The organism is Microbacterium immunditiarum (assembly GCF_013409785.1).
Classification (GTDB): Bacteria; Actinomycetota; Actinomycetes; order Actinomycetales; family Microbacteriaceae; genus Microbacterium; species Microbacterium immunditiarum.
Map to the genome: position 1 here is coordinate 497,496 of NZ_JACCBV010000001.1, position 18,213 is coordinate 515,708.

At 70.5% G+C, this 18,213-nt stretch carries 19 protein-coding genes; 1 reads left to right on the plus strand and 18 read right to left on the minus strand.

Annotation, left to right across the window (positions count from 1 at the left end; all coding sequences use genetic code 11):
* Positions 1 to 98: 98 nt before the first annotated feature.
* The 12 genes from rpsN to BJ991_RS02325 all read right to left on the minus strand — a co-directional run bounded on the left by rpsN (position 99) and on the right by BJ991_RS02325 (position 10,023).
* Complete coding sequence (gene rpsN / locus BJ991_RS02270; protein WP_179487087.1) at positions 99 to 404, minus strand: 30S ribosomal protein S14; 306 nt, start codon at positions 402 to 404, stop codon at positions 99 to 101.
* Positions 405 to 406: 2 nt separating this feature from the next.
* Positions 407 to 577, minus strand: a complete 171-nt coding sequence (gene rpmG / locus BJ991_RS02275; protein ID WP_165140426.1) for a 50S ribosomal protein L33 — start codon at positions 575 to 577, stop codon at positions 407 to 409.
* A complete protein-coding gene (gene rpmB / locus BJ991_RS02280) occupies positions 577 to 813 on the minus strand; it encodes a 50S ribosomal protein L28 (protein WP_179487089.1) in 237 nt (78 codons plus the stop codon). The genes rpmG and rpmB overlap by 1 nt, the downstream gene beginning before the upstream one ends.
* 151 nt (positions 814 to 964) lie before the next feature.
* A complete protein-coding gene (locus BJ991_RS02285; protein ID WP_179487091.1) occupies positions 965 to 1,678 on the minus strand; it encodes a DNA-3-methyladenine glycosylase in 714 nt (237 codons plus the stop codon).
* Complete coding sequence (locus tag BJ991_RS02290; protein ID WP_179487093.1) at positions 1,675 to 3,108, minus strand: hypothetical protein; 1,434 nt, start codon at positions 3,106 to 3,108, stop codon at positions 1,675 to 1,677. Before BJ991_RS02290 ends, BJ991_RS02285 begins: the two co-directional genes overlap by 4 nt.
* Positions 3,098 to 3,877, minus strand: coding sequence for a TIGR03943 family putative permease subunit (locus tag BJ991_RS02295; RefSeq protein WP_179487095.1), 780 nt, complete (start codon positions 3,875 to 3,877; stop codon positions 3,098 to 3,100). Before BJ991_RS02295 ends, BJ991_RS02290 begins: the two co-directional genes overlap by 11 nt.
* Entirely contained in the window at positions 3,870 to 4,772 is a 903-nt protein-coding gene (locus BJ991_RS02300) for a permease (RefSeq protein ID WP_218852839.1), read from the minus strand. Before BJ991_RS02300 ends, BJ991_RS02295 begins: the two co-directional genes overlap by 8 nt.
* Positions 4,773 to 4,956: 184 nt before the next feature.
* Positions 4,957 to 5,427, minus strand: a complete 471-nt coding sequence (locus BJ991_RS02305; RefSeq protein WP_179487097.1) for a Fur family transcriptional regulator — start codon at positions 5,425 to 5,427, stop codon at positions 4,957 to 4,959.
* Between the two features lie 77 nt (positions 5,428 to 5,504).
* Positions 5,505 to 6,374, minus strand: a complete 870-nt coding sequence (locus BJ991_RS02310; RefSeq protein WP_179487099.1) for a metal ABC transporter permease — start codon at positions 6,372 to 6,374, stop codon at positions 5,505 to 5,507.
* A complete protein-coding gene (locus tag BJ991_RS02315) occupies positions 6,371 to 7,216 on the minus strand; it encodes a metal ABC transporter ATP-binding protein (RefSeq protein ID WP_179487101.1) in 846 nt (281 codons plus the stop codon). Before BJ991_RS02315 ends, BJ991_RS02310 begins: the two co-directional genes overlap by 4 nt.
* The gene (locus BJ991_RS02320; protein WP_179487103.1) at positions 7,213 to 8,184 is read right to left on the minus strand and encodes a metal ABC transporter solute-binding protein, Zn/Mn family; all 972 of its coding nucleotides are present in this window, start codon (positions 8,182 to 8,184) and stop codon (positions 7,213 to 7,215) included. The genes BJ991_RS02315 and BJ991_RS02320 overlap by 4 nt, the downstream gene beginning before the upstream one ends.
* 111 nt (positions 8,185 to 8,295) lie before the next feature.
* Entirely contained in the window at positions 8,296 to 10,023 is a 1,728-nt protein-coding gene (locus BJ991_RS02325; protein ID WP_179487106.1) for an acyl-CoA dehydrogenase family protein, read from the minus strand.
* A gap of 141 nt (positions 10,024 to 10,164) precedes the next feature.
* On the opposite strand from BJ991_RS02325, the gene BJ991_RS02330 reads away from it, so the two are divergent.
* On the plus strand, positions 10,165 to 11,991 hold the full coding sequence (locus BJ991_RS02330) for a glycosyltransferase (RefSeq protein WP_179487108.1): 1,827 nt from the start codon (positions 10,165 to 10,167) through the stop codon (positions 11,989 to 11,991).
* Positions 11,992 to 12,003: 12 nt separating this feature from the next.
* On the opposite strand, the gene BJ991_RS02335 is transcribed toward BJ991_RS02330, so the two are convergent.
* From BJ991_RS02335 to BJ991_RS02360, 6 genes are read right to left on the minus strand one after another with little or no spacing between them, the layout of a single operon-like run.
* A complete protein-coding gene (locus BJ991_RS02335) occupies positions 12,004 to 13,593 on the minus strand; it encodes a class I adenylate-forming enzyme family protein (protein WP_179487110.1) in 1,590 nt (529 codons plus the stop codon).
* Positions 13,594 to 13,598: 5 nt separating this feature from the next.
* The gene (locus BJ991_RS02340) at positions 13,599 to 14,327 is read right to left on the minus strand and encodes an SDR family NAD(P)-dependent oxidoreductase (RefSeq protein ID WP_179487112.1); all 729 of its coding nucleotides are present in this window, start codon (positions 14,325 to 14,327) and stop codon (positions 13,599 to 13,601) included.
* Complete coding sequence (locus BJ991_RS02345; protein WP_179487114.1) at positions 14,324 to 15,724, minus strand: FAD-binding oxidoreductase; 1,401 nt, start codon at positions 15,722 to 15,724, stop codon at positions 14,324 to 14,326. Before BJ991_RS02345 ends, BJ991_RS02340 begins: the two co-directional genes overlap by 4 nt.
* Entirely contained in the window at positions 15,717 to 16,472 is a 756-nt protein-coding gene (locus BJ991_RS02350; protein WP_179487116.1) for an enoyl-CoA hydratase/isomerase family protein, read from the minus strand. The genes BJ991_RS02345 and BJ991_RS02350 overlap by 8 nt, the downstream gene beginning before the upstream one ends.
* Positions 16,472 to 17,254 carry an SDR family NAD(P)-dependent oxidoreductase gene (locus tag BJ991_RS02355; RefSeq protein WP_179487118.1) on the minus strand — a complete coding sequence of 261 codons (783 nt, stop codon included), beginning with the start codon at positions 17,252 to 17,254 and terminating at the stop codon, positions 16,472 to 16,474. Before BJ991_RS02355 ends, BJ991_RS02350 begins: the two co-directional genes overlap by 1 nt.
* Entirely contained in the window at positions 17,251 to 18,192 is a 942-nt protein-coding gene (locus BJ991_RS02360) for an HpcH/HpaI aldolase/citrate lyase family protein (protein ID WP_179487120.1), read from the minus strand. The genes BJ991_RS02355 and BJ991_RS02360 overlap by 4 nt, the downstream gene beginning before the upstream one ends.
* Between the last annotated feature and the right edge of the window lie 21 nt (positions 18,193 to 18,213).

Genomic DNA, 18,213 nt, shown 5'->3' on the forward strand with positions numbered 1-18,213 from the left:
AGCCGTGCACTCGGCGAAGGAAGGGAAGGGGGAGGGCGCGGGCACGCGAAAGGCCCGGAGCTCCGAGGAACTCCGGGCCTTCGACGCTTACGCGGTGCTTACCAGCTCGACTTGGTCACGCCGGGCAGCTCGCCACGGTGCGCCATGTCGCGGAAGCGGACACGCGAGATGCCGAACTTCGACAGGTGGCCGCGCGGGCGACCGTCGATGACGTCGCGGTTGCGCAGGCGCACGGGCGAAGCGTCGCGGGGCAGCTTCTGCAGGCCCACACGAGCGGCCTCGCGCTGCTCGTCGGTCGAGTTCGGGTCGACGAGCTGCTTCTTCAGCTCGGCGCGCTTGGCGGCGTAGCGGTCGACGACCTCCTGGCGCTGCTGGTTGCGCGCGATCTTGCTCTTCTTGGCCATGATCAGCGCTCCTCTCGGAAGTCGACGTGCTTGCGCACGACGGGGTCGTACTTCTTGAGCACGATGCGGTCGGGGTTGTTGCGGCGGTTCTTGCGCGTCACGTAGGTGTAGCCCGTGCCGGCGGTCGAACGCAGCTTGATGATCGGACGAACGTCCTGTGACTTCTTCGCCATCAGAGCTTCACACCCTTCGCGATGAGGTCCTTCACGACGGACTCGATGCCGCGGGCGTCAATGACCTTCATGCCCTTGGCCGACACGTTGAGCTTGATGTTGCGACCAAGCGACGGAACGTAGTACGTCTTCTTCTGCACGTTCGGGTCGAAGCGGCGCTTCGTCCGGCGGTGCGAGTGCGAGATGTTGTGACCGAAGCCGGGAACCGCGCCGGTCACCTGGCACACTGCTGCCATGGTGGTTGTCTCCTCTGTACCGTGAAGCCGGACGGCCCCACCCAAGATCCCTTGTCTGCACTCACACCCGTGCGACCCTTCGACAGGCTCAGGGACCGGATGCGGGGATTGTGAGTACGAACTGCGTGCTGGAGTGCGCGCAGACAAAGAGTCAGTCTAGCACGGATGCCTCGGCCGCCCCGACCGCGGCCGGCCCGGCCCCGCGCCCCCACCGGAACGCCGACACCGTCGGATCGCCCGGGATCCAGAACCGCCACGGGAACGCCGGTCCGCCGGCATGGCCCGCGACGCCCACGCGCGGACCCCGCTCGAACTCCCCGAGCGGCTCCTCGCGCAGCGACAGGCGCGCGACGGCGCCCTCCAGCGGTTCACCGGTGACGGCGTCGATGCCGTCGTGAAGCGGATGCCTCAGCCCCACCGCATCGCCGAGACGACCCGGCCCGCGGGCGAAGTCGCGGGGGGTTCGTGCGGCCGGGCGGCGGCGGGCCGCGGCATCCGCCCCTTCGATCACCACGCCGCCACGCAGCAGCACACCGCCGGCGACCCCTTCAGGACCGCACACGACGTTCACGCACGAATGGATCCCGTGACTCAGGTACACGTACAGGTGTCCGGGCTCGCCCCACATCGTGGCGTTCCGTGCGGTGCGGCCCATGCGCGCGTGCGAGCCGAGGTCGGGCACGGGTCCGGTCCCCTGCCCGTGGTACGCCTCGACCTCGGTGAGCCGCACGGCGACGAGCTCGCCGTCGACGATCGTCTCGAGCACCGCGCCGAGGAGGCGCGGAGCGACCTCGAGCGGAAGGGGCAGGAGGTCAGCGCGCGCGGCGGGGCGAACCGCGTCGGCGCCGACGGGAATCGGGGTCATAGCGGCGGCACCTGGCACCACGAGATGGACGAGCCGGCCATCGCGACGACCTCCTCAGGAGCTCCCTCCGGGTCGGCGGAGGTGAGATCGAGGATGTGCGTCTCGACGCGCTGGGGCAGCGGGAGCATGTAGGTGTCGTACGGGTTGTCCACGGCATCCGGCGAGACGAGCACCGCCAGGTAGCGCTCGCTCGGCGACACGCACATCTGCAGCAGGCCGTCGCTCGACGGCACGGACATGAGGGCGCTCGTGGCGCCGTCGTCGGCGACGCGGTCCACCGAGGTGACGCCGGTCGGGAACCCCTCGGGCGTGAGGACCGCCGTCGAGCGCACGGTGCCGCCGGTCGCGAGGGGCAGGACGGAGCTCGCAGGACCGAGCGGGGCATCGGGCACGACGAGCGGCTCCTCCGTCCCGTCCGTGAGGTCGACCACCGTGACGCCCTCGGCGCGGTCGACGATCGCGTGCGACGAGCCCCGCGCGATTCCGTCGATCCCGTTCGCGATGCCCAGAGAGGTCGCCTGCCCGTCGGGCGACGTGAGCAGGAGCGAGCCGTCGAACGACAGCAGCAGGATGCTGTCGGTGTCGGGCACGAAGCGGAACTCGGCCACCCGGGGGTCGGCGCCCTCGACCTCGATGGACTGCGGCGCAGCATCCGCTTCGCTGTCCTTGAGCGATGCCGTGAACAGGGCGCTCTCAAGCCCGCCGTCGGCGCCGAGGTCGGCCGCGGAGAACGTGTAGCCGATGAGGTCGCCGCGGTCGGCGCTCTGCAGGTTCGAGACGAAGCCGTCGCCGGGCAGCGGGAGGGGACGCTCGTTCCGCCCCTCTGGATCCGTGACGATGAGCTGCGGCTCGTCGTCCTCCGTGCGCACCGACATCACGAGGTGCTCGGTGGTCGCGCGGAAGTCCTCGATGTGCTCGTGCGTGAAGACCGGTTCAGCCTGCTCGCCCGTGAGGTCGGTGCGGAAGATCGTGTCGCTCGCCTCGCCGCGCTGCAGCAGGAAGACCTCCTCGGGCGGTGTGCGGAAGGTGTGCTCGAACGTCGCGGCCGGTCCCGTCGCGGTGCCGCGCACATCGCGGAAGGTCACCGTGTACTCGGTGTCGTCCCACAGCGGCAGTGTGAACCGCACGCCGACGCTGCGCCCGGACGTGTCCACCCCGAACGGGGTCGCGGGCTCCACCGTGACCTGGGACGGGTCCACCTCCTGCAGCGCCTGCGTCGTCGTGACGATGAGACGAGAGCCGGACGCGGCGACCGCCGCCTCCGGATCGACCTGCACCGAGGTGACGCGGGGTCCCTGCAGCACGCTCGCCGCGGCGCCGCCGATGCCGAGCACGGCGAGGATGCCGACGACGACCGCGAACGTGAGTGCGAATGACCGCCCGTGACGGCTGCGCGAGCGGGTGCGCCGGGTCGGAGACTCAGTACTCATACGGGTCTCCGGGCTCGTCGATCGGCTCGATCGATGCGGCGTCGACGACGAGAAGTCCGTCGGAGGCCGCGCGCACCGTGCCCCTCACGTTCACCCACTGCCCCGTGGCGGGAACCTCGGCGTCGGTGACGACGGGGAGCCCGGCGGGCTGCGCGTCGATCACGCAGTGCGTGATGACCAGGCGAGTGAGCGTGAAGTCTCCGTCCTCGGAGGGCGTCGCGAAGCCGGTGAGCTCGACCGCGTCTCCGTCGAACGTCTCCGGGTTCGTCGCCGTCGCGAACACGGTCGCCCATTCGCCGACCCCGAAGGTCGTCGTGTCTCCGGATGCGGCGAGGGTCACGGCATCCGCCCCTGCGAACAGAGGTGCGGCCCCGACATTGCGCGACATCGCGAGCTCGGCCGACAACGTGGCCGGCGGCAGCACGAGGCCGGTGACCACGACGCCGGATGCCACGACCCCGCCGGCGACCGTCGCTACGAGCGCCGCGGGGTGAGTGGCGCGCTTCGTCTCGGTCGCTGCAGCGAGCTCGTCATGCCCGTGCCCGTGGTCGTGCCCGTGCCCCTCCTCCTCGGCGCCGAGCGGGAGCGCGAAGCTCGCGATCGCCCCGGCGAGCATCACGACCGCCATCCCCATCGCCCACCATGCGGACTCGGGGTTGATGTAGAGGCCGAGGCGGCCGGTGAGACCCAGCCCGAGGGTCACGACGGCGAGCACGGATGCCAGCCCGACGCCGAGCCAGCGCGTCGCGAGGGCGTGAGACCTAGACAAGGAGGTTCACCGCCGTCCCGATGGCGAAGGCCGCGAGCACGACGACCACGACGATCCCGCCGAGCGTGCGCCACGTGAAGGTCGTTCGCATGAGGGCGAGCATCTTGACGTCGACGAGCGGCCCGACGAGCAGGAAGGCGACGATCGACCCTGGCGTGAACGTCGACGCGAACGACAGGGCGAAGAACGAGTCGACGTTCGAGCAGATCGACACGACCATCGCGAGCGCGATCATCGCGACGATCGACAGCGCCGGGTTGGAGCCGATCGCCAGCAGCGCGTCGCGCGGCACGAGCACCTGCACCGCGCCCGCGAGGGCCGAGCCGATGATGAGCGCCGGCATGACGGCGCGCAGCTCGATCACGAGCTGGGCGAGGGTGCGGCGCCAGCGGCCCCCGGGCTCGTGCACGACGAGGTCGCACGTCTCGCGGAACCGCTCGGTCAGCAGGGCGTCGGGCGACGGATGCCGGCTGTACAGCCACCCGATGAGGTTCGCGATCGCGTAGCCGCCCAGCAGCCGCGCGACGAGGATGCCGTCGTCGAAGCCGAACGCCTGGTGGGTCGTGATGATGACGATCGGGTTCACGATCGGCGCCGCGATGAGGAACGTCAGCGTCTCGGGGACGCTGAACCCCCGCATGAGCAGTCCGCGCGCGAACGGCACGTTGCCGCACTCGCACACGGGCACGAGCATGCCGAGGAGCGACAGCACCATGCGACGCGCCCAGGCGCGGCGGGGCATCCAGCGCTCGATGACCCCGGGCGGCACCCACACCTGAACGACGATCGACAGCACGACGCCGAGCACGACGAACGGCAGCGATTCGATGAGCACGCTGAGAGCGAGCGTGAGTCCGTCCTGCGCGCGGGTGGGGAGCGAGGCGTCGTACAGCATCGGCGCGAGAGCGTCGATCGCGAACAGGAGCGCGATGAACGCAGCGCCGACTCCGAGCCAGATGAGGGTGCGCGTGCCCCCGCCACCAGTCGCCGAACGAGCGGAGCCCGCACCGGTCGCTGAGCGAGCGGGGCGAGACGAAGCGTCGCGTCGCTGTGCTGCTCGCTCAACGCCTCGAGGAGGATCAGTCCGCGTCACGCTCGCCTGTCCGGGCCTGTGCACACGGCCCGCACAGCCCGAAGATGTCGACGACGTGCTGGGCGTCGGTGAAGCCGTGCTGCTCTGCGGTGCGCCGTGCCCATTGCTCGACGTCGTTCGCCTCGATCTCGACGGTCAGTCCGCACGAGCGGCAGATCAGGTGGTGGTGATGCCCGGGCGACTCGCACGCGCGGTAGAGGTTCTCGCCCTCCGGGCTCTGCAGCGAATCGGCCTCGCCGAGCGCGGCGAGCCCGGCGAGCGCGCGGTAGACCGTCGCGAGTCCGATGCCGGTGTTCTCCTCGCGCAGCGTCGCGTGCAGGGTCTGCGCGCTCACGAAGCCTCGTGCGTCGGTGAGCGCCTCGCGCACGCGCTCACGCTGCCACGTCGTGCGCTGCGGAACCGGGTTCGCGGATGCCGGCGCCGCGGTGGCGCGCTGCACTCCGGACCGATCGGACATGCCCGGGAGTCTACCGGCGGGGCCTGAGCGCGAGCCTGGACGTCGACCCGTTCGATCGGCGGGTGCCGCGGCATCCGTCATGCGTGCGCGTGCTCTCTCGTCACCCGCCCCTGACGCGCGCCGATCGCGCGGCACACGAGGTAGATGACGAACGAGATCGTCGTGATGTAGGGACTCACGGGGAGCGTGCCCATGATCGCGAGGAGGATGCCGCCGACCGCCGACACGAGCCCGAACAGAGCCGACAGCACCGGCACCGCGAGCGGCCCCGCGGTGATGCGCATCGCGGCGGCCGCGGGCGTCACGAGCAGCGCCATCACGAGCAGCGCGCCGATGATGTGCACCGCGACGGCGACGATGAGTCCGAGCAGCAGCATGAAGGCGAGCGACACCGCGGTCGTCGGCACTCCGCGCGCGGCCGCTGCCTGCGGGTCGAGCGAGTCGAAGCGCAGCGGACGCCAGATGAGGAGGATGCCGAGCAGCACGACCGCGCCGATCACGATGAGCCACCCGAGCTGTTCGGACTGCACCGACACGATCTGACCGGTCAGCAGGCTGAAGCGGTTCGCGCTGCGGCCGCTGTAGAGCGAGAGGAACAGGATGCCCAGGCCCAGCCCGAAGGGCATGAGCACGCCGATGATCGAGTTGCGGTCGCGGGCACGGGCGCCGAGCCATCCGATGATTCCCGCTGCGATGAGTGAGCCGACGATCGACCCGCCCACGACGTCCGCCCCGATGAGGAGCGCCGCGGCGGCCCCGGCGAACGACAGCTCGCTGATGCCGTGCACCGCGAACGCCATGTCGCGCTGCATGACGAACACTCCGACGAGCCCGCCGACGAGCCCGAGCACCGCGCCCGCCCACACCGAGTTCGACACGAGCGCGAGGATCTCGCCGTAGTAGGGCAGGCCGCCGAACATCGCGTCCCACACGTCGTTCCAGTTCATGCGGTCGCCTCGCCGTCGGCGTGATGGTGGTGCGACTCCTCGGCATCGGGCGCGCCGACGACGACCAGCCGATCTCCCGCGCGCAGCACGAAGACGTGCGCGCCGTAGAGGTCGGTGAGCACGTCGGATCGCAGCACCTCCTGCGGCTTGCCGAGCATGAAGCGGCCGTTCGCGAGGTAGAGGATGCGGTCGACCTTGCCGAGCAGCGGGTTGATGTCGTGGGTGACGAGCAGCACGGATGCCCCGCTCCGCCGATGCCGGTCGATGAGGCCGACCACCGCCTGCTGGTTCGCGAGATCGAGGCTCGTGAGCGGCTCGTCGCACAGGAGGAGCCGCGGGTCGTCGGCGAGCGCCTGCCCGATGCGCAGGCGCTGCTGCTCGCCGCCCGACAGCGTGCCGGCGGGACGGTTCGCGAAGGCATCCGCCCCGACCTCGTGCACGAGCCGGTCGATCCGCGCCCGGTCGCCGCGACGCGGCCACGGGAGACCGAACCGGTGCCCGTCGATGCCGAGCGCGACGAGGTCGCGGCCGCGCAGCGACGTGTCCGGCGGGAGCGGGCGCTGCTGCGGCACGTACCCGATGCGCCGGTTGCCGCGTCGCCGTACCGGCTCTCCGAGGGCCGTGATGGTGCCGGCGCTCAGGGGCTCAAGCCCGAGGATCGCCCGCAGCAGCGTCGTCTTGCCCGAGCCGCTCGGGCCGAGCACAGCGATGAGCTCGCCGGGCCGTACGTCCAGGTCGAGGCCGCTCCACAGCTCGCGATCGCCGCGGCGCAACGCGGCTTCGCGGATGGTCAGGGGCGAGGCATCCGTGTCGTTCCGCGTGTCCGCTGCGGACTGGGTCATGCGGCCAGTGCCTCCGCCAGCGCCGTCGCGTTCGCCTGCATCCACGAAAGGTAAGCCTGGCCCTCGGGGAGGGTCTCTGAGAACTCCACGACGGGAACTCCCCGCGCGTCGGCCTCCTGCACGACGCGGGTCGTCTCGGCTCCGCCCGTCTGCGTGTTGGCGATCACCACGCGCACGTCGCCGCCGCCGATGAGGTCGAGCGCCTCGAGGAGCGTCGCGGGCGGCACGTCCTGCCCCTCTTCGACGGCCTCGCTGAAGGCGTCGGGCGTGAGGTCGACCAGGCCTGCGGCCTCGACGAGATAGAGCGGAACGGGCTCGGTCACGAACAGGCCCGCACCGCCGTCGGCGGCCTCGATGTCGGCGAGCTGCGCTTCGATGCGCTCGATCTCCCCCGTGAACGACTCGGCGTTCGCCTGGAACACCTCCCCGTTGTCGGGGTCGAGCACCTCGAGCTCGGACGCGATGCCGATCGCGAGGTCGGCCATGGCCCGCACGTCGTACCAGACGTGCTCGTTGAAGCCCTCGATGTGCTCGTGGTCGTGGCCGTGGTCGCCCTCGTCTGCGTGCTCGTCGGAGTCGTCGCGCGCTGCCCCGCCCTCCCACGCCGACGAGAACTCGACCGCCGTGAGCACCTTCGCGTCGCTGCTGCTCGCCTCGACGAGCGAGTCGACGAACGAGTCGTACCCGCCGCCGTTCTCGATGACGAGCTGCGCGTGCGAGACCGCGAGCTGGTCACGGGCGCTCGGCTCGAACGAGTGCGGGTCGCCGCTCGCCGACGACACGATCGAGGTCACGTCGACGAGGTCGCCGCCGATCTCTTCGACGATCTGGCCGTACACGTCGGTCGACGCGACCACGGTGATCCGGCCGTCGGATGTACCCGCTCCGCTGCTCGCGCACCCGGCGAGCACGAGAACGGATGCAGCGGCCACTCCGGCCACCGCGAGGAGACGTCGATCGGTGCGCATGCACCAACACTAACGCTACTGATAATCGTTCTCAACAAAGAGACGGTGAGTGTTGCCGCGCGGCCCCCACCTGATCGCGGGCGGAACACGGGCCGCCTGCAGCGGGCCGCGTCAGGCGATCTCGCCCGCGGCCACGGTCTCGGCCAGCGCGTGCACGCGCGGCAGGTGATGCGTGCCGTAGAACTCGGCCGAGGTCAGCCGCTCCGCGTCGGCGGGGCCGCGGTTCTCATGCGCGAGCACCGCGGCGACCGTGAGCGCGTGCATCCAGCTGCCCGCGAGCGTGCCCAGCAGCAGCAGGTACGGCACGCTCACAGCGAAGGCGTCGCGGGGCGAGTCCGCGAACCCGAGCAGGTCGGCGGTGGCGCGACGGGCCGCCGCGAGCGCGCGCTCCAGACGGTCCGCGTTGCGCGCGGCATCCGGCCCCTCGACCCCGCGCAGCTGCGCGATCGTCCCTTCGATGCGCGTGAAGAGCTCCTCGGCGGTCGCGCCCCCGTCGCGCAGCACCTTGCGGCCGACGAGGTCGTTCGACTGGATCGCGGTCGTGCCCTCGTAGATCGGCGTGATGCGGATGTCGCGGTAATGCTGCGCGGCACCGGTCTCTTCGATGTAGCCCATGCCTCCGTAGACCTGGATGGCGTCGCTCGTGAGCTGGACGGCGTCCTCGGTCGTCCAGCCCTTGAGGATCGGCACGAAGAACTCGGCGAGCTTCAGCTCGGACGGGTCGCTCTCGGCGCGGTCCAGCAGATCGGCGGCGTAGACGCCGAGGGCGCGCATCGCGAAGATCTTGCTCGACATCGACAGCAGCAGCCGGCGCACGTCGGGGTGCTCCGCGATCGGCGCGCGGCCGTCACGACCGAGCACCGCGCCCTGCACCCGCTCCGAGGCATAGGCCGCGGCCTGCTGGTACGCGCGATCGGCGATGCCCGTCGCCTGGAACCCCATGCCCGCACGGGCGGAGTTCATCATGACGAACATGCCCGCGAGTCCCCCGCCGACCTCGCCCACGAGGTAGCCGGTGGCGTCCTCGTACGAGAGCACGCACGTGGGGCTGCCGTGGATCCCGAGCTTGTGCTCGATCGAGACGGTCGTGATGGCGTTGCGCTTCCCGAGGCTGCCGTCCGAGTTCACGAGGAACTTCGGCGCGACGAACAGCGACAGGCCCCTCGCGCCCTCGGGCGCGCCGGGCGTGCGCGCGAGCACGAGGTGCACGATGTTCTCGGCGACGTCGTGGTCGCCCCACGTGATGAAGATCTTCTGACCGCGGATGCCCCAGCCGCCGTCCTCGCGCTGCGTCGCCGTCGTGCGGATCGCGCCGAGGTCGGTGCCGGCATCCGGCTCGGTGAGGTTCATCGTGCCGGTCCACTCGCCCGAGACGAGCTTCGTGAGGTACGTCTCGCGGATCTCGTCGGATGCCGCGGCGTCGAGCGCGTGGATCTGTCCGGCGGTCAGCAGCCAGCACAGCGCGAACGCGGCGTTCGAGCCGTTCCAGATCTCGCCGAGCCCCGCGCGGATCGCCCCAGGCAGTCCGTCGCCGCCCGCCGACACGGGCGCCTCGGCGGTGACCCAGCCGGCTTCGACGAACGCGCGGTAGGCCTCGGCGAAACCCTCGGGCAGTCGCACCTGGCCGTCTTCGAGGCGCGCGCCGATGCGATCGCCGACCGTCTGGAGGGGCGCGAGGACGGATGCCGCGAAGTCGCCGGCGCCCGCGATCACCTCGGCCGCGTCCTCGGCCGTCAGCTCACCGCCGGTGGCTCGCGCGACGACGTCGAGTCCGAACGCCTCGCCGAAGAGGAACGTGTAGTCATCGACAGGCGGTGAGTACGAGGCTGCATCGACCATGAAAGCTCCTCCGGTTGGGACTGAGGTTCATCATACGCGAGACGCGGTATCACCGGCATGCGCGCTCCATCGCGTGACACAACGGGTCCGGCGGCGTCAACCCCCATGAGGCCGTCAGCCGGAAGGCCTACCGTGCAGGATGTGACCTCCCTCACCGAGCACGACAGCGCCCGGAACGCGACGCTGCCGCCGGCGCGGCACCTCGCGGTGACGTGGGGCATCCCCGACGAGTACGGCGGCATGACGGCCGCACTCCTCCACCGATCGCGCGCGTTCCACCGCGCGGCGGGCGTCGACGTCGACGTCGTCACGTTCGACGAGCGGCCCGACTACCCCGCCGTGCGCGAGCGGCTGCGCGCGCGCGGCGCGCTGTGCGACGGCATCCGGATCCTCAACATCCACGAGCACTTCCGCGAGGTCGACCGCGAGCCCGTGGCGGGAACGGTGCGGCCTGCAGCGGTGCGGAGACCACCCGACGAAGAGATCGGCGGAGAATCGGGGGCGGTGCTCCGGTGGATGGACGATGGCGAGGTCGTCCGAGCCGAGCACCGGCGCCCCGACGGGACGACGGCCGTCGTCGAGGAGCACCGGCGAGGGGGTGGGCGGCTCATCACGTCGTTCGACCGCTCCGGCCGGGCGACCGGCCAGTGGCGGTCGGCGCGTGCCTTCCGGTTCGCGTGGCTCGACGAGCTGATCGCGGATGCCCCGGCCGTGGTGGTGGTCGACAGCAAGACCGCCGCCCGGTCGATGCAGCACTACCAGCGCACGAACGTCACGCTCATCCACCTCGTGCACGGTGCGCACACCGACCGCCAGGGCCGGCTCACGGCGGCGCGGCGCCCTGTGTTCGAGAACCTCCCTCGGTGGGACGCCGTGGCGTTCCTCACCGAGACGCAGCGCAGAGCGGCGATCGAGCTGCTCGGCGACCCCGGCAACCTCGTCGTGGCTCCAAACGGGGTCACGGTGCCTTCCGACGTGCCGCGTCTCCCCTCCGACCGCCTGCACGGCGTGATCGTCTCGCGGCTGAGCAGCGCGAAACGGCTCGACCACGCGCTGCGGATCATCGCCGCCGTGCGCGAGCGCGGCATCCCGATCACGGCCGACATCGTCGGCGACGGTCCCCGCCGCGCCGTGCTCGAGGCCGAGGCGGCGCGGCTCGGTCTCGGCGACGCCGTGCGCTTCACGGGTTACCGCGAGGACACGCCCGACTTCGTGCGCCGCGGCGCATGGACGCTGCTCACGAGCAGGTCCGAGGGCGAGTCGCTCGCGCTGGTGGAGGCGATGGCGGTCGGGTGCGTGCCCGTCGCGTACGACATCCCCTATGGTCCCGCCGACGTCATCGACGACGGCCGCAACGGATGCCTCATCCCCGAGGGCGACCACGAGGCGGCGGCATCCGCGCTCGCCCGGGTGTGCACTCAGGAAGAGGGCGCGCTCGCCGCGATGCGGCGCCACGCGCGCGACACCGCGCGGAAGTTCGACGACGCCGGGGTCGCGCAGCTGTGGGCGGAGATCGAACGCGACGCCGCCGACCGCCGCGCGCGACGGGCGCCGGTCGACGACGGCGCCCTGCGGCGCGTGAGGGTGCGGATGCGCCGCCGCCGGTACGTCGTGACGGCGCTCGTTCGCGACCCGCGATCCGCGGCGGCCGTCGAGGTGCGTCTCGTGTCTCCGCGCGGGTTCACGACGCGAGCGCTCCTGCGAGGTGTCGGTCCGGTCCGGTACGCGCGCGTGCCCGAGCGCGACTCGGCCCGACTCGGGGGCGACGCCGTGCGGACCACCTTCCTTCTCCGCACGAAGGACGACACCGTCACCGTGGACGCGGGGTTGCGGCATCCGGACCCCCGCTCCCTTCCCCGCCGGGCGATCGATCTCGCGCGGCGGGTCTTGGGCGGGCGCCCCGGTCGCGGACCGGCACGTCGCAGCCGCACGTCCGGGACGACAGCAGGACGAGCCGCGATGCCCTGACTTCGCGCGAGATCAGTCCCGGTCCCCGACGATTCGCGCCGCAAGCCGCCGCAGTTCCCCGCGCTGGATCTTGCCCAGCGCCGTGCGCGGGAGCTCGTCGACGTGCAGTGACACCTCGGGCCACTTGTACTTCGCGAGTGAAGTCGACGCGAGAAGCTCGCGCAGGCGCTCGAGCGTGACGGGCGCGTCGCCCTCATGCACGAAGACCACGCGCTCGCCGAGCCGCTCATCGGGCACGCCGGTCACAGCGAATGACGGAAGGTGCGTGAACCCCGAGAGCACCTGCTCGAGCTCTTGCGGAGAGATGTTCTCGCCACCGCGGATCACGATCTCCTTCCTGCGGTCGGTGATGGTGAGGTACCCCTCCGCCGTGAGTGTCGCGATGTCGCCCGTGCGGAACCAACCTCGATCGAACGCGGCCGCCGTCTCTGCCGGATCGGTGAAGTACCCGTCGACGAGAGACGGGGAGCGAACGAAGAGCTCGCCTGGCGTGCCGGCCGTGACGACCACGCCGCGCTCATCGCGGATCTCAAGCTCGCAACCCGGCAGAGCACGACCGTCATGGCTGAGGCGGGCCTCCATCGGGTCGTCCGGCCGTGTGATGGTGAGCATGAACGTCTCGCTCATGCCGAAGCCACGGAGCACCTTCCCACCGAGGGCCGCCTCCGCGCGGCGGACGAAGTCGGCGGACATCCGTGATCCGCCGACGGTCCACAAGCGAAACCCCGACGTACGGGCCCGCGCCTCGGGGGGCAGCGCCGCGAGGTCGGCGATGTAGGTGGGCGTCACGAGAGCGTATGTGCACGCATTGCGCTGGATGATCTCGACAGCGGCCAGCGGGTCCCAGCGATCCTGCGGAGCCAGCAGGGCACCCGCTGCGATCGCTGTGCGCAATCCCCACTGCAGGCCCCCGACGTGTCCGAACGTCGCAGGCGCGAACACGCCGTCGGATGCATGGAGCCCGAGAGTGCGAACCCAGTTCCACAGCGAGAACGAGGTGCCCCCCACGGTGTGCGCGATGCCTTTCGGTGTCCCCGTCGTGCCGGATGAGAACACGATGAAGTCGAGGTCGTCTCGCTCTCGACGCACGGGCCGGACGGCGGGCTGCGTGGCGGCGAGCTGCGCCGACCCGGGCCACTCGATGAAATCCGACTCGGCCGGCCCTACGGCGACGGGACGGAACCCCGCGAGTCCTGCGGCACGCAGCCCGTCCCGCAGTCGCTCGCCCCTCGCGAGGCCCGGCACGACGACCATCCGGGCGTCCGTGACGGCCGCCGCACGCTGAACATCCCTGCCGCTTTCGCGCGCGCTCATCGCGACGGCGGTCGCGCCCAGTGCGCTCAGACCGAGATAGGCCGTCACGTACTCGAGGCAGTTCGTCAGGGCGATAACCACTCGGTCTCCCCGCGACACCCCCTCATTGCGGAACCAGTCAGCCGCGTTCCGAGTCGCACGTTCGAGTTCGCCGTACGTGACCGTCGCACCGGCGTCATCGGCGACCGCAATCCGGTGGGGATCACGACTCGCGTGCTGGACGAGCGCCTCAACGATGTCGGGATAGGCGTTGGCATCGCGCGCGGGGATGACTCGTGGGGCGGTCATGGCACTCATGCCGTGTATCCACCGTCGACGTTTAGGTGCGAACCGGTCATGAAAGAGGAGTCCGGTCCGAGGAGGAAGGCGACGGCGCCCGCGATCTCGGTGGGATCGCCTGTTCGTCGCATCGGCGTGCGGCCCATGAGCAGGTCGTGTCCGCGGCTGCCCGGCACCAGGTGCGCAGTCATGTCCGTGTCGATGACTCCCGGGGCGACCGAGTTCACTCGAATGTTGTCGCGCGCCCACTCCAGCGCGAGCGCCTGAGTCAGACCACGGACGGCGAACTTGCTAGCGACGTAGGCGGCCATCTTCGCGTGTGCGACGAACGCCTCGATCGACGTGATGTTGACGATGCTGCCGCCCGCGTCGAAGTGGTTGTGAGCTTGAACGGAGGCGGTGAACACCGAGGTCACGTTGATGTCCATCACGCGCGCGAACTCATCGCGCGGGAGCTCGGCAGAGGGCCCGAGTTGTGAGACCCCGACGTTGTTGACGAGACCGACAAGGGGGACGCCGCGCGCGACGATCGCATCGAGCGCGCCCTCGATGCCGTCGGCGATGTCTCCGGCGACAGGAATGAATCCGCTGCCCAGCTCCCCCGCCCGCTGCTCCAGACGCGTCGCATCACGGCCCGTCCCGGCTACGGTATAGCCGTCCTCCACGAGGCGCCGTGCCACAGCGAGCCCGATTCCCCGGCTCGCACCGGTCACGACGACGCCTGCGCGAGTCGCCGAAGTCATGACCCCACCCCGACGCTCGCGTCGTCCGGAAGAATCTTCCCCGGGTTCATGATGCCCTTCGGGTCGAGGCTGCGCTTGATCGCCATCATGACATCGACCGCGCCGCCGTGCTCGGCGCGCAGCAGATGGCGCTTCCCCGCGCCGATGCCGTGCTCGCCCGTGATCGTGCCTTCGAGGGCGAGGGCTCCGAGGACGATCTCATCCGCGGCCTCGCTCGCCCGTGCCCAATGAGCGTCGTCGCGCGAGTCGGTGGCGATGAGCACGTGCAGGTTCCCGTCCCCGGCATGGCCGAAGACATGGCCCGTGAGGCCTGCGGCATCCAGAACCCCACGCGTGAAGGCAACCGCGTCGGGGAATGCGGAGAGCGGCACCGCGATGTCGACCAGCTTGAGCGTCGGCATGCCCGTCGCCCTGACCACGGCGGGACCGAGCTGCTCGCGCGCGGACATGATCGAACGGAACTGATCGCGGGTCGTGGCCTCGATCTCTCCCCCGAACTCTGCGACGACCTCGGTCACGGCGCCTATCTCCGAGTCGACGGCGGCTTCTTCGCCGCCGTCGCACGCAACCAACAGGGTGGCGACCGGGCGCGGCTGCAATGGCGACGATTCCGCGAGCACGGGCGCGACGCTGTTCTCCAGGAGCTCGAGCGATGCGGGACGCACTCCGATGCCGAGCACCGCCCGCACGACTTCGGCGGCGGCGTCCACCGTGTCGAAACGAGCAACCAGCCCTCGCTCGACCGTGGGAGTGGGCGACACGCGCAGCACCGCGCCCGTGACGATTCCCAGCGTCCCCTCTGAACCCACGAAGAGATCGACGAGGTCGTAACCCGAGGAGGTCTTGCTCGCCCGAGTGCCGAGTCGGACCAGCGAGCCGTCGGCGAGTACGACCTCCAGTGCGACGACATGGTCGCGCGTGACGCCGTACTTGACAGCACGGCTGCCGCTCGAATTGTTCCCGATCATGCCGCCGATCGTCGCCGGGGCCCCGGGATTCGGTGGGAAGAAGACGCCGTGCGGACGCAGCATCCGATTCAATTCCGGATGCGTGATCCCCGCGTCCACCTCGACCTGGAAGTCATCGATCAAGAGCCGCCGCAGGCGGTTCATCTCGCGCATGTCGAGCGTGATGCCGCCGTGCAGGGCAAGACCCTGGCCTTCGAGTGAGCTGCCCGTACCCCAGGGCACGATCGGCGTGCCGAGCTCTGCGGCGAGCCGTACGACGGCCTGGACCTCCTCGACCGTGCGCGGGACGACCACGGCGTCGGGCGCCGAACGCCGCCCGCGCCGCGCGAAGCCCTCGTCGCGACCGTACTCGCGCAGCGCCGCGCCCTGTCGCGTTTCAGGCGCAAGAGGCAGGGCGCGGATCCGCTCGAGCAGGCCGGACTCAGCCATTTCCGAACGAGTCCAGGAGCTCGAGCGTCGGCGGAGAGGTCATGTCGCGCACGGCGACGGCCATCTCGGCGCGCACGTCTTCGAGATCGAACGTCCGTGACATCAACAGCTTCACCGCCTCGACGGCGGCGGGTCGCTTGGCCGTGAGCGTCGAAAGGAAGTCTTCGAGTCTCGCATCGAATTCGTCTTCGGCCGCCGACCACAGGGCGAGTCCGATCGCCGCGGCCTCCTGACCGCGCACACGGCGGCCCGTGAGGATTAGCTCCATCGCCCTCTGCCGGCCCACTCGTTCGGCGAGGAGCTGGGTCGCGCCCCCACCCGGGATGAGACCCGCGTTGATGTGCTGGTCACCGAGGCGCGCGTCGTCCGACGTGACGATGAAGTCGCAGCACATCGCCAGCTCCAGCCCGCCCGCGAGCGCGAGACCCCGCACCGCCGCGACTGTCGGCACGGGGAGGGACGTCAGGCGCCGCGTGAGCCCGTAAAGGGGGTCGAACCAGCCGTCCTGGAGATCGTCCTGCCCCCCGTGGGCGAGGCCGCGTACCTCGACGAGATCACCGCCCGAGCAGAACGTGCCTCCTTGCCCGAACAGCACCACGACCCCGACGCCCTCGTCGTCGGCGAGTGAGGCGAGCACCTCGTCGAGCCGCGCCAGCACCGCCCGGTTGTACGCGTTGCGCTTGCTCGGCCGGTTGAGCCCGATGCGCGCGACAGCACCCTCCACTTCGAGGGTGACGACATCTTCCATCAGATGAACCCTCCATTTACCGACAGGATCTGCCCGGTGATCCATGCCGCGTCGTCCGACGCGAGGAACACGATGGCGTTGGCCTGATCCGTCGGCGTCCCGAGGCGGCCGAGGGGGTACATCTTCACGATGCGATCCTCGTACTTGCCCATCCACTCGGAGGTGCTCGGTGTATGAGTCGCCGAGGGCGACACCCCGTTCACGCGAACCGACCGCGGTCCGACCTCGCGGGCGAGTGTCTTGGTCAGCGACCACAGCGCGGCCTTCCCCGCGCCGTACATCGCGAGATTCCTGTCCTGACCGAAGTAGGAGTCCGAGATCACGTTCACGACGCTCGCCCCGCCCTCAAGGTCCACCATCCCGGGCAGGAGGGCCTGCAGGACGCGGACGTGGCCGACGAAGTTCACCTCGATCAGCGGCCGCCACTGACTCTCGGGCATGTCCAAGAACGGTCCCGTGATGGGTCCGGGCGCGGCGATCGCCGCGCAGTTGATGAGCACGTCCGTCGTGGGCACATCGGCGCGCAGTCGCTCGGTCGCGCCGGCCACGCTCTCCGCATCAGCGATGTCGACCATGTCCCGCCGATGCTCACCCCCCGGCCACGAGTCGAGCAGCTCGGCGTGGGCCTCGCGTGCGGCATCCGCGTCGCGATCCCAGATCGTGACGTTCGCTCCCGCGGCAGCAAGCTGCCGAGCCACCTCGCGCGCGATACCCGAGCCTGCGCCCGTGACCACGGCCTCCGTGCCCTGGAAGCCTGCCGCTGCTCTCGTGCCGGCACTCATTGCGCGACGCTCACGATTCCGCGCTTCGCGTTCTGTTCGGCCCACTCCGCGCGGCGAAGCAGCAGCTTGGCCTGGGCGACGACCGGCGGTGTGACCTCCAACCCCGCGACACCCGCGACGGCAGCGTCGCCGCTCTCCTCGGCGTGGCTCTCGACGGCGACCATCTGGCGCGCGAGCTGGAGGTCCTCGTCCGTGGGCGTGAAGCCCCAGCGAATGCCCTTCACGTGCGCGGGGTGGGCCGCGAGCTTGCCGGTGAAGCCCAGGCGGGCCGTGAGGCTCGCGTCCTTCATGATGTAGTCCATGTCGGTCAGCGTGAACGCGGCACCGTCGATCGCCTCGACTCCGACGGCCTGAGCTGCCGCGACGACCGCTCCGCGGGCGTAGAGCAGCTCAGGGGACCCCTCACGGAGGCTGTCCTCGTGGCGGCGCATGAGCCCGACCGCCGCGCTGAAGTCCTCCCGGCCGAACAGCACACCACGGACCCGCGGGTGGGCCGCTGCGATGTCCTCGGCTCGCAGAACGCCCTTGGGGGTCTCGATCATGGCGATGATGCGCAGAGGCGCCGCCGATCGGCCCGACGCGAGCTCCATCGCCTCGAGCTGCTCTGCCACGGCCCGCACGTCTTCGGCGCTCTCGGTCTTCGGGATCACGACACCCGATGCCTCGGTGCGCAGCACGGTCTCGATGTCGTCGCGCCAATAGGGGCCCGAGGGGTGATTGATGCGCGGGTAGACGAGCACATCCGCGTCGGTGAACCGCGTTCCCCCGAGCTCGTCGATGAGCACCTGCCGTGCCGCGGCTTTGGCCTCGGGCGTATATTGCACGCCGTCCTCCACGCACGGGATGATGACATCGGGCTGGTATTTGAGCGACTTCGCGATCATCGACGCGTCTCCGCCCGGCATCATCATCCAGATGACGCGCTGATCCTCGGACATGTCTTCCTCCTTCAATCGAGT

Bases quoted from the DNA above. Each gene is read 5' to 3' on its own strand.
- rpmB (WP_179487089.1), bottom strand. From the start codon at position 813: ATGGCAGCAGTGTGCCAGGTGACCGGCGCGGTTCCCGGCTTCGGTCAC.
- BJ991_RS02335 (WP_179487110.1), bottom strand. From the start codon at position 13,593: ATGACCGCCCCACGAGTCATCCCCGCGCGCGATGCCAACGCCTATCCC.
- BJ991_RS02310 (WP_179487099.1), bottom strand. From the start codon at position 6,374: ATGAACTGGAACGACGTGTGGGACGCGATGTTCGGCGGCCTGCCCTAC.
- BJ991_RS02285 (WP_179487091.1), bottom strand. From the start codon at position 1,678: ATGACCCCGATTCCCGTCGGCGCCGACGCGGTTCGCCCCGCCGCGCGC.
- BJ991_RS02340 (WP_179487112.1), bottom strand. From the start codon at position 14,327: ATGACTTCGGCGACTCGCGCAGGCGTCGTCGTGACCGGTGCGAGCCGG.
- BJ991_RS02305 (WP_179487097.1), bottom strand. From the start codon at position 5,427: ATGTCCGATCGGTCCGGAGTGCAGCGCGCCACCGCGGCGCCGGCATCC.
- BJ991_RS02355 (WP_179487118.1), bottom strand. From the start codon at position 17,254: ATGAGTGCCGGCACGAGAGCAGCGGCAGGCTTCCAGGGCACGGAGGCC.
- BJ991_RS02320 (WP_179487103.1), bottom strand. From the start codon at position 8,184: ATGCGCACCGATCGACGTCTCCTCGCGGTGGCCGGAGTGGCCGCTGCA.
- BJ991_RS02315 (WP_179487101.1), bottom strand. From the start codon at position 7,216: ATGACCCAGTCCGCAGCGGACACGCGGAACGACACGGATGCCTCGCCC.
- rpsN (WP_179487087.1), bottom strand. From the start codon at position 404: ATGGCCAAGAAGAGCAAGATCGCGCGCAACCAGCAGCGCCAGGAGGTC.
- BJ991_RS02360 (WP_179487120.1), bottom strand. From the start codon at position 18,192: ATGTCCGAGGATCAGCGCGTCATCTGGATGATGATGCCGGGCGGAGAC.
- BJ991_RS02325 (WP_179487106.1), bottom strand. From the start codon at position 10,023: ATGGTCGATGCAGCCTCGTACTCACCGCCTGTCGATGACTACACGTTC.
- BJ991_RS02290 (WP_179487093.1), bottom strand. From the start codon at position 3,108: ATGAGTACTGAGTCTCCGACCCGGCGCACCCGCTCGCGCAGCCGTCAC.
- rpmG (WP_165140426.1), bottom strand. From the start codon at position 577: ATGGCGAAGAAGTCACAGGACGTTCGTCCGATCATCAAGCTGCGTTCG.
- BJ991_RS02345 (WP_179487114.1), bottom strand. From the start codon at position 15,724: ATGGCTGAGTCCGGCCTGCTCGAGCGGATCCGCGCCCTGCCTCTTGCG.
- BJ991_RS02350 (WP_179487116.1), bottom strand. From the start codon at position 16,472: ATGGAAGATGTCGTCACCCTCGAAGTGGAGGGTGCTGTCGCGCGCATC.
- BJ991_RS02300 (WP_218852839.1), bottom strand. From the start codon at position 4,772: ATGCTGTACGACGCCTCGCTCCCCACCCGCGCGCAGGACGGACTCACG.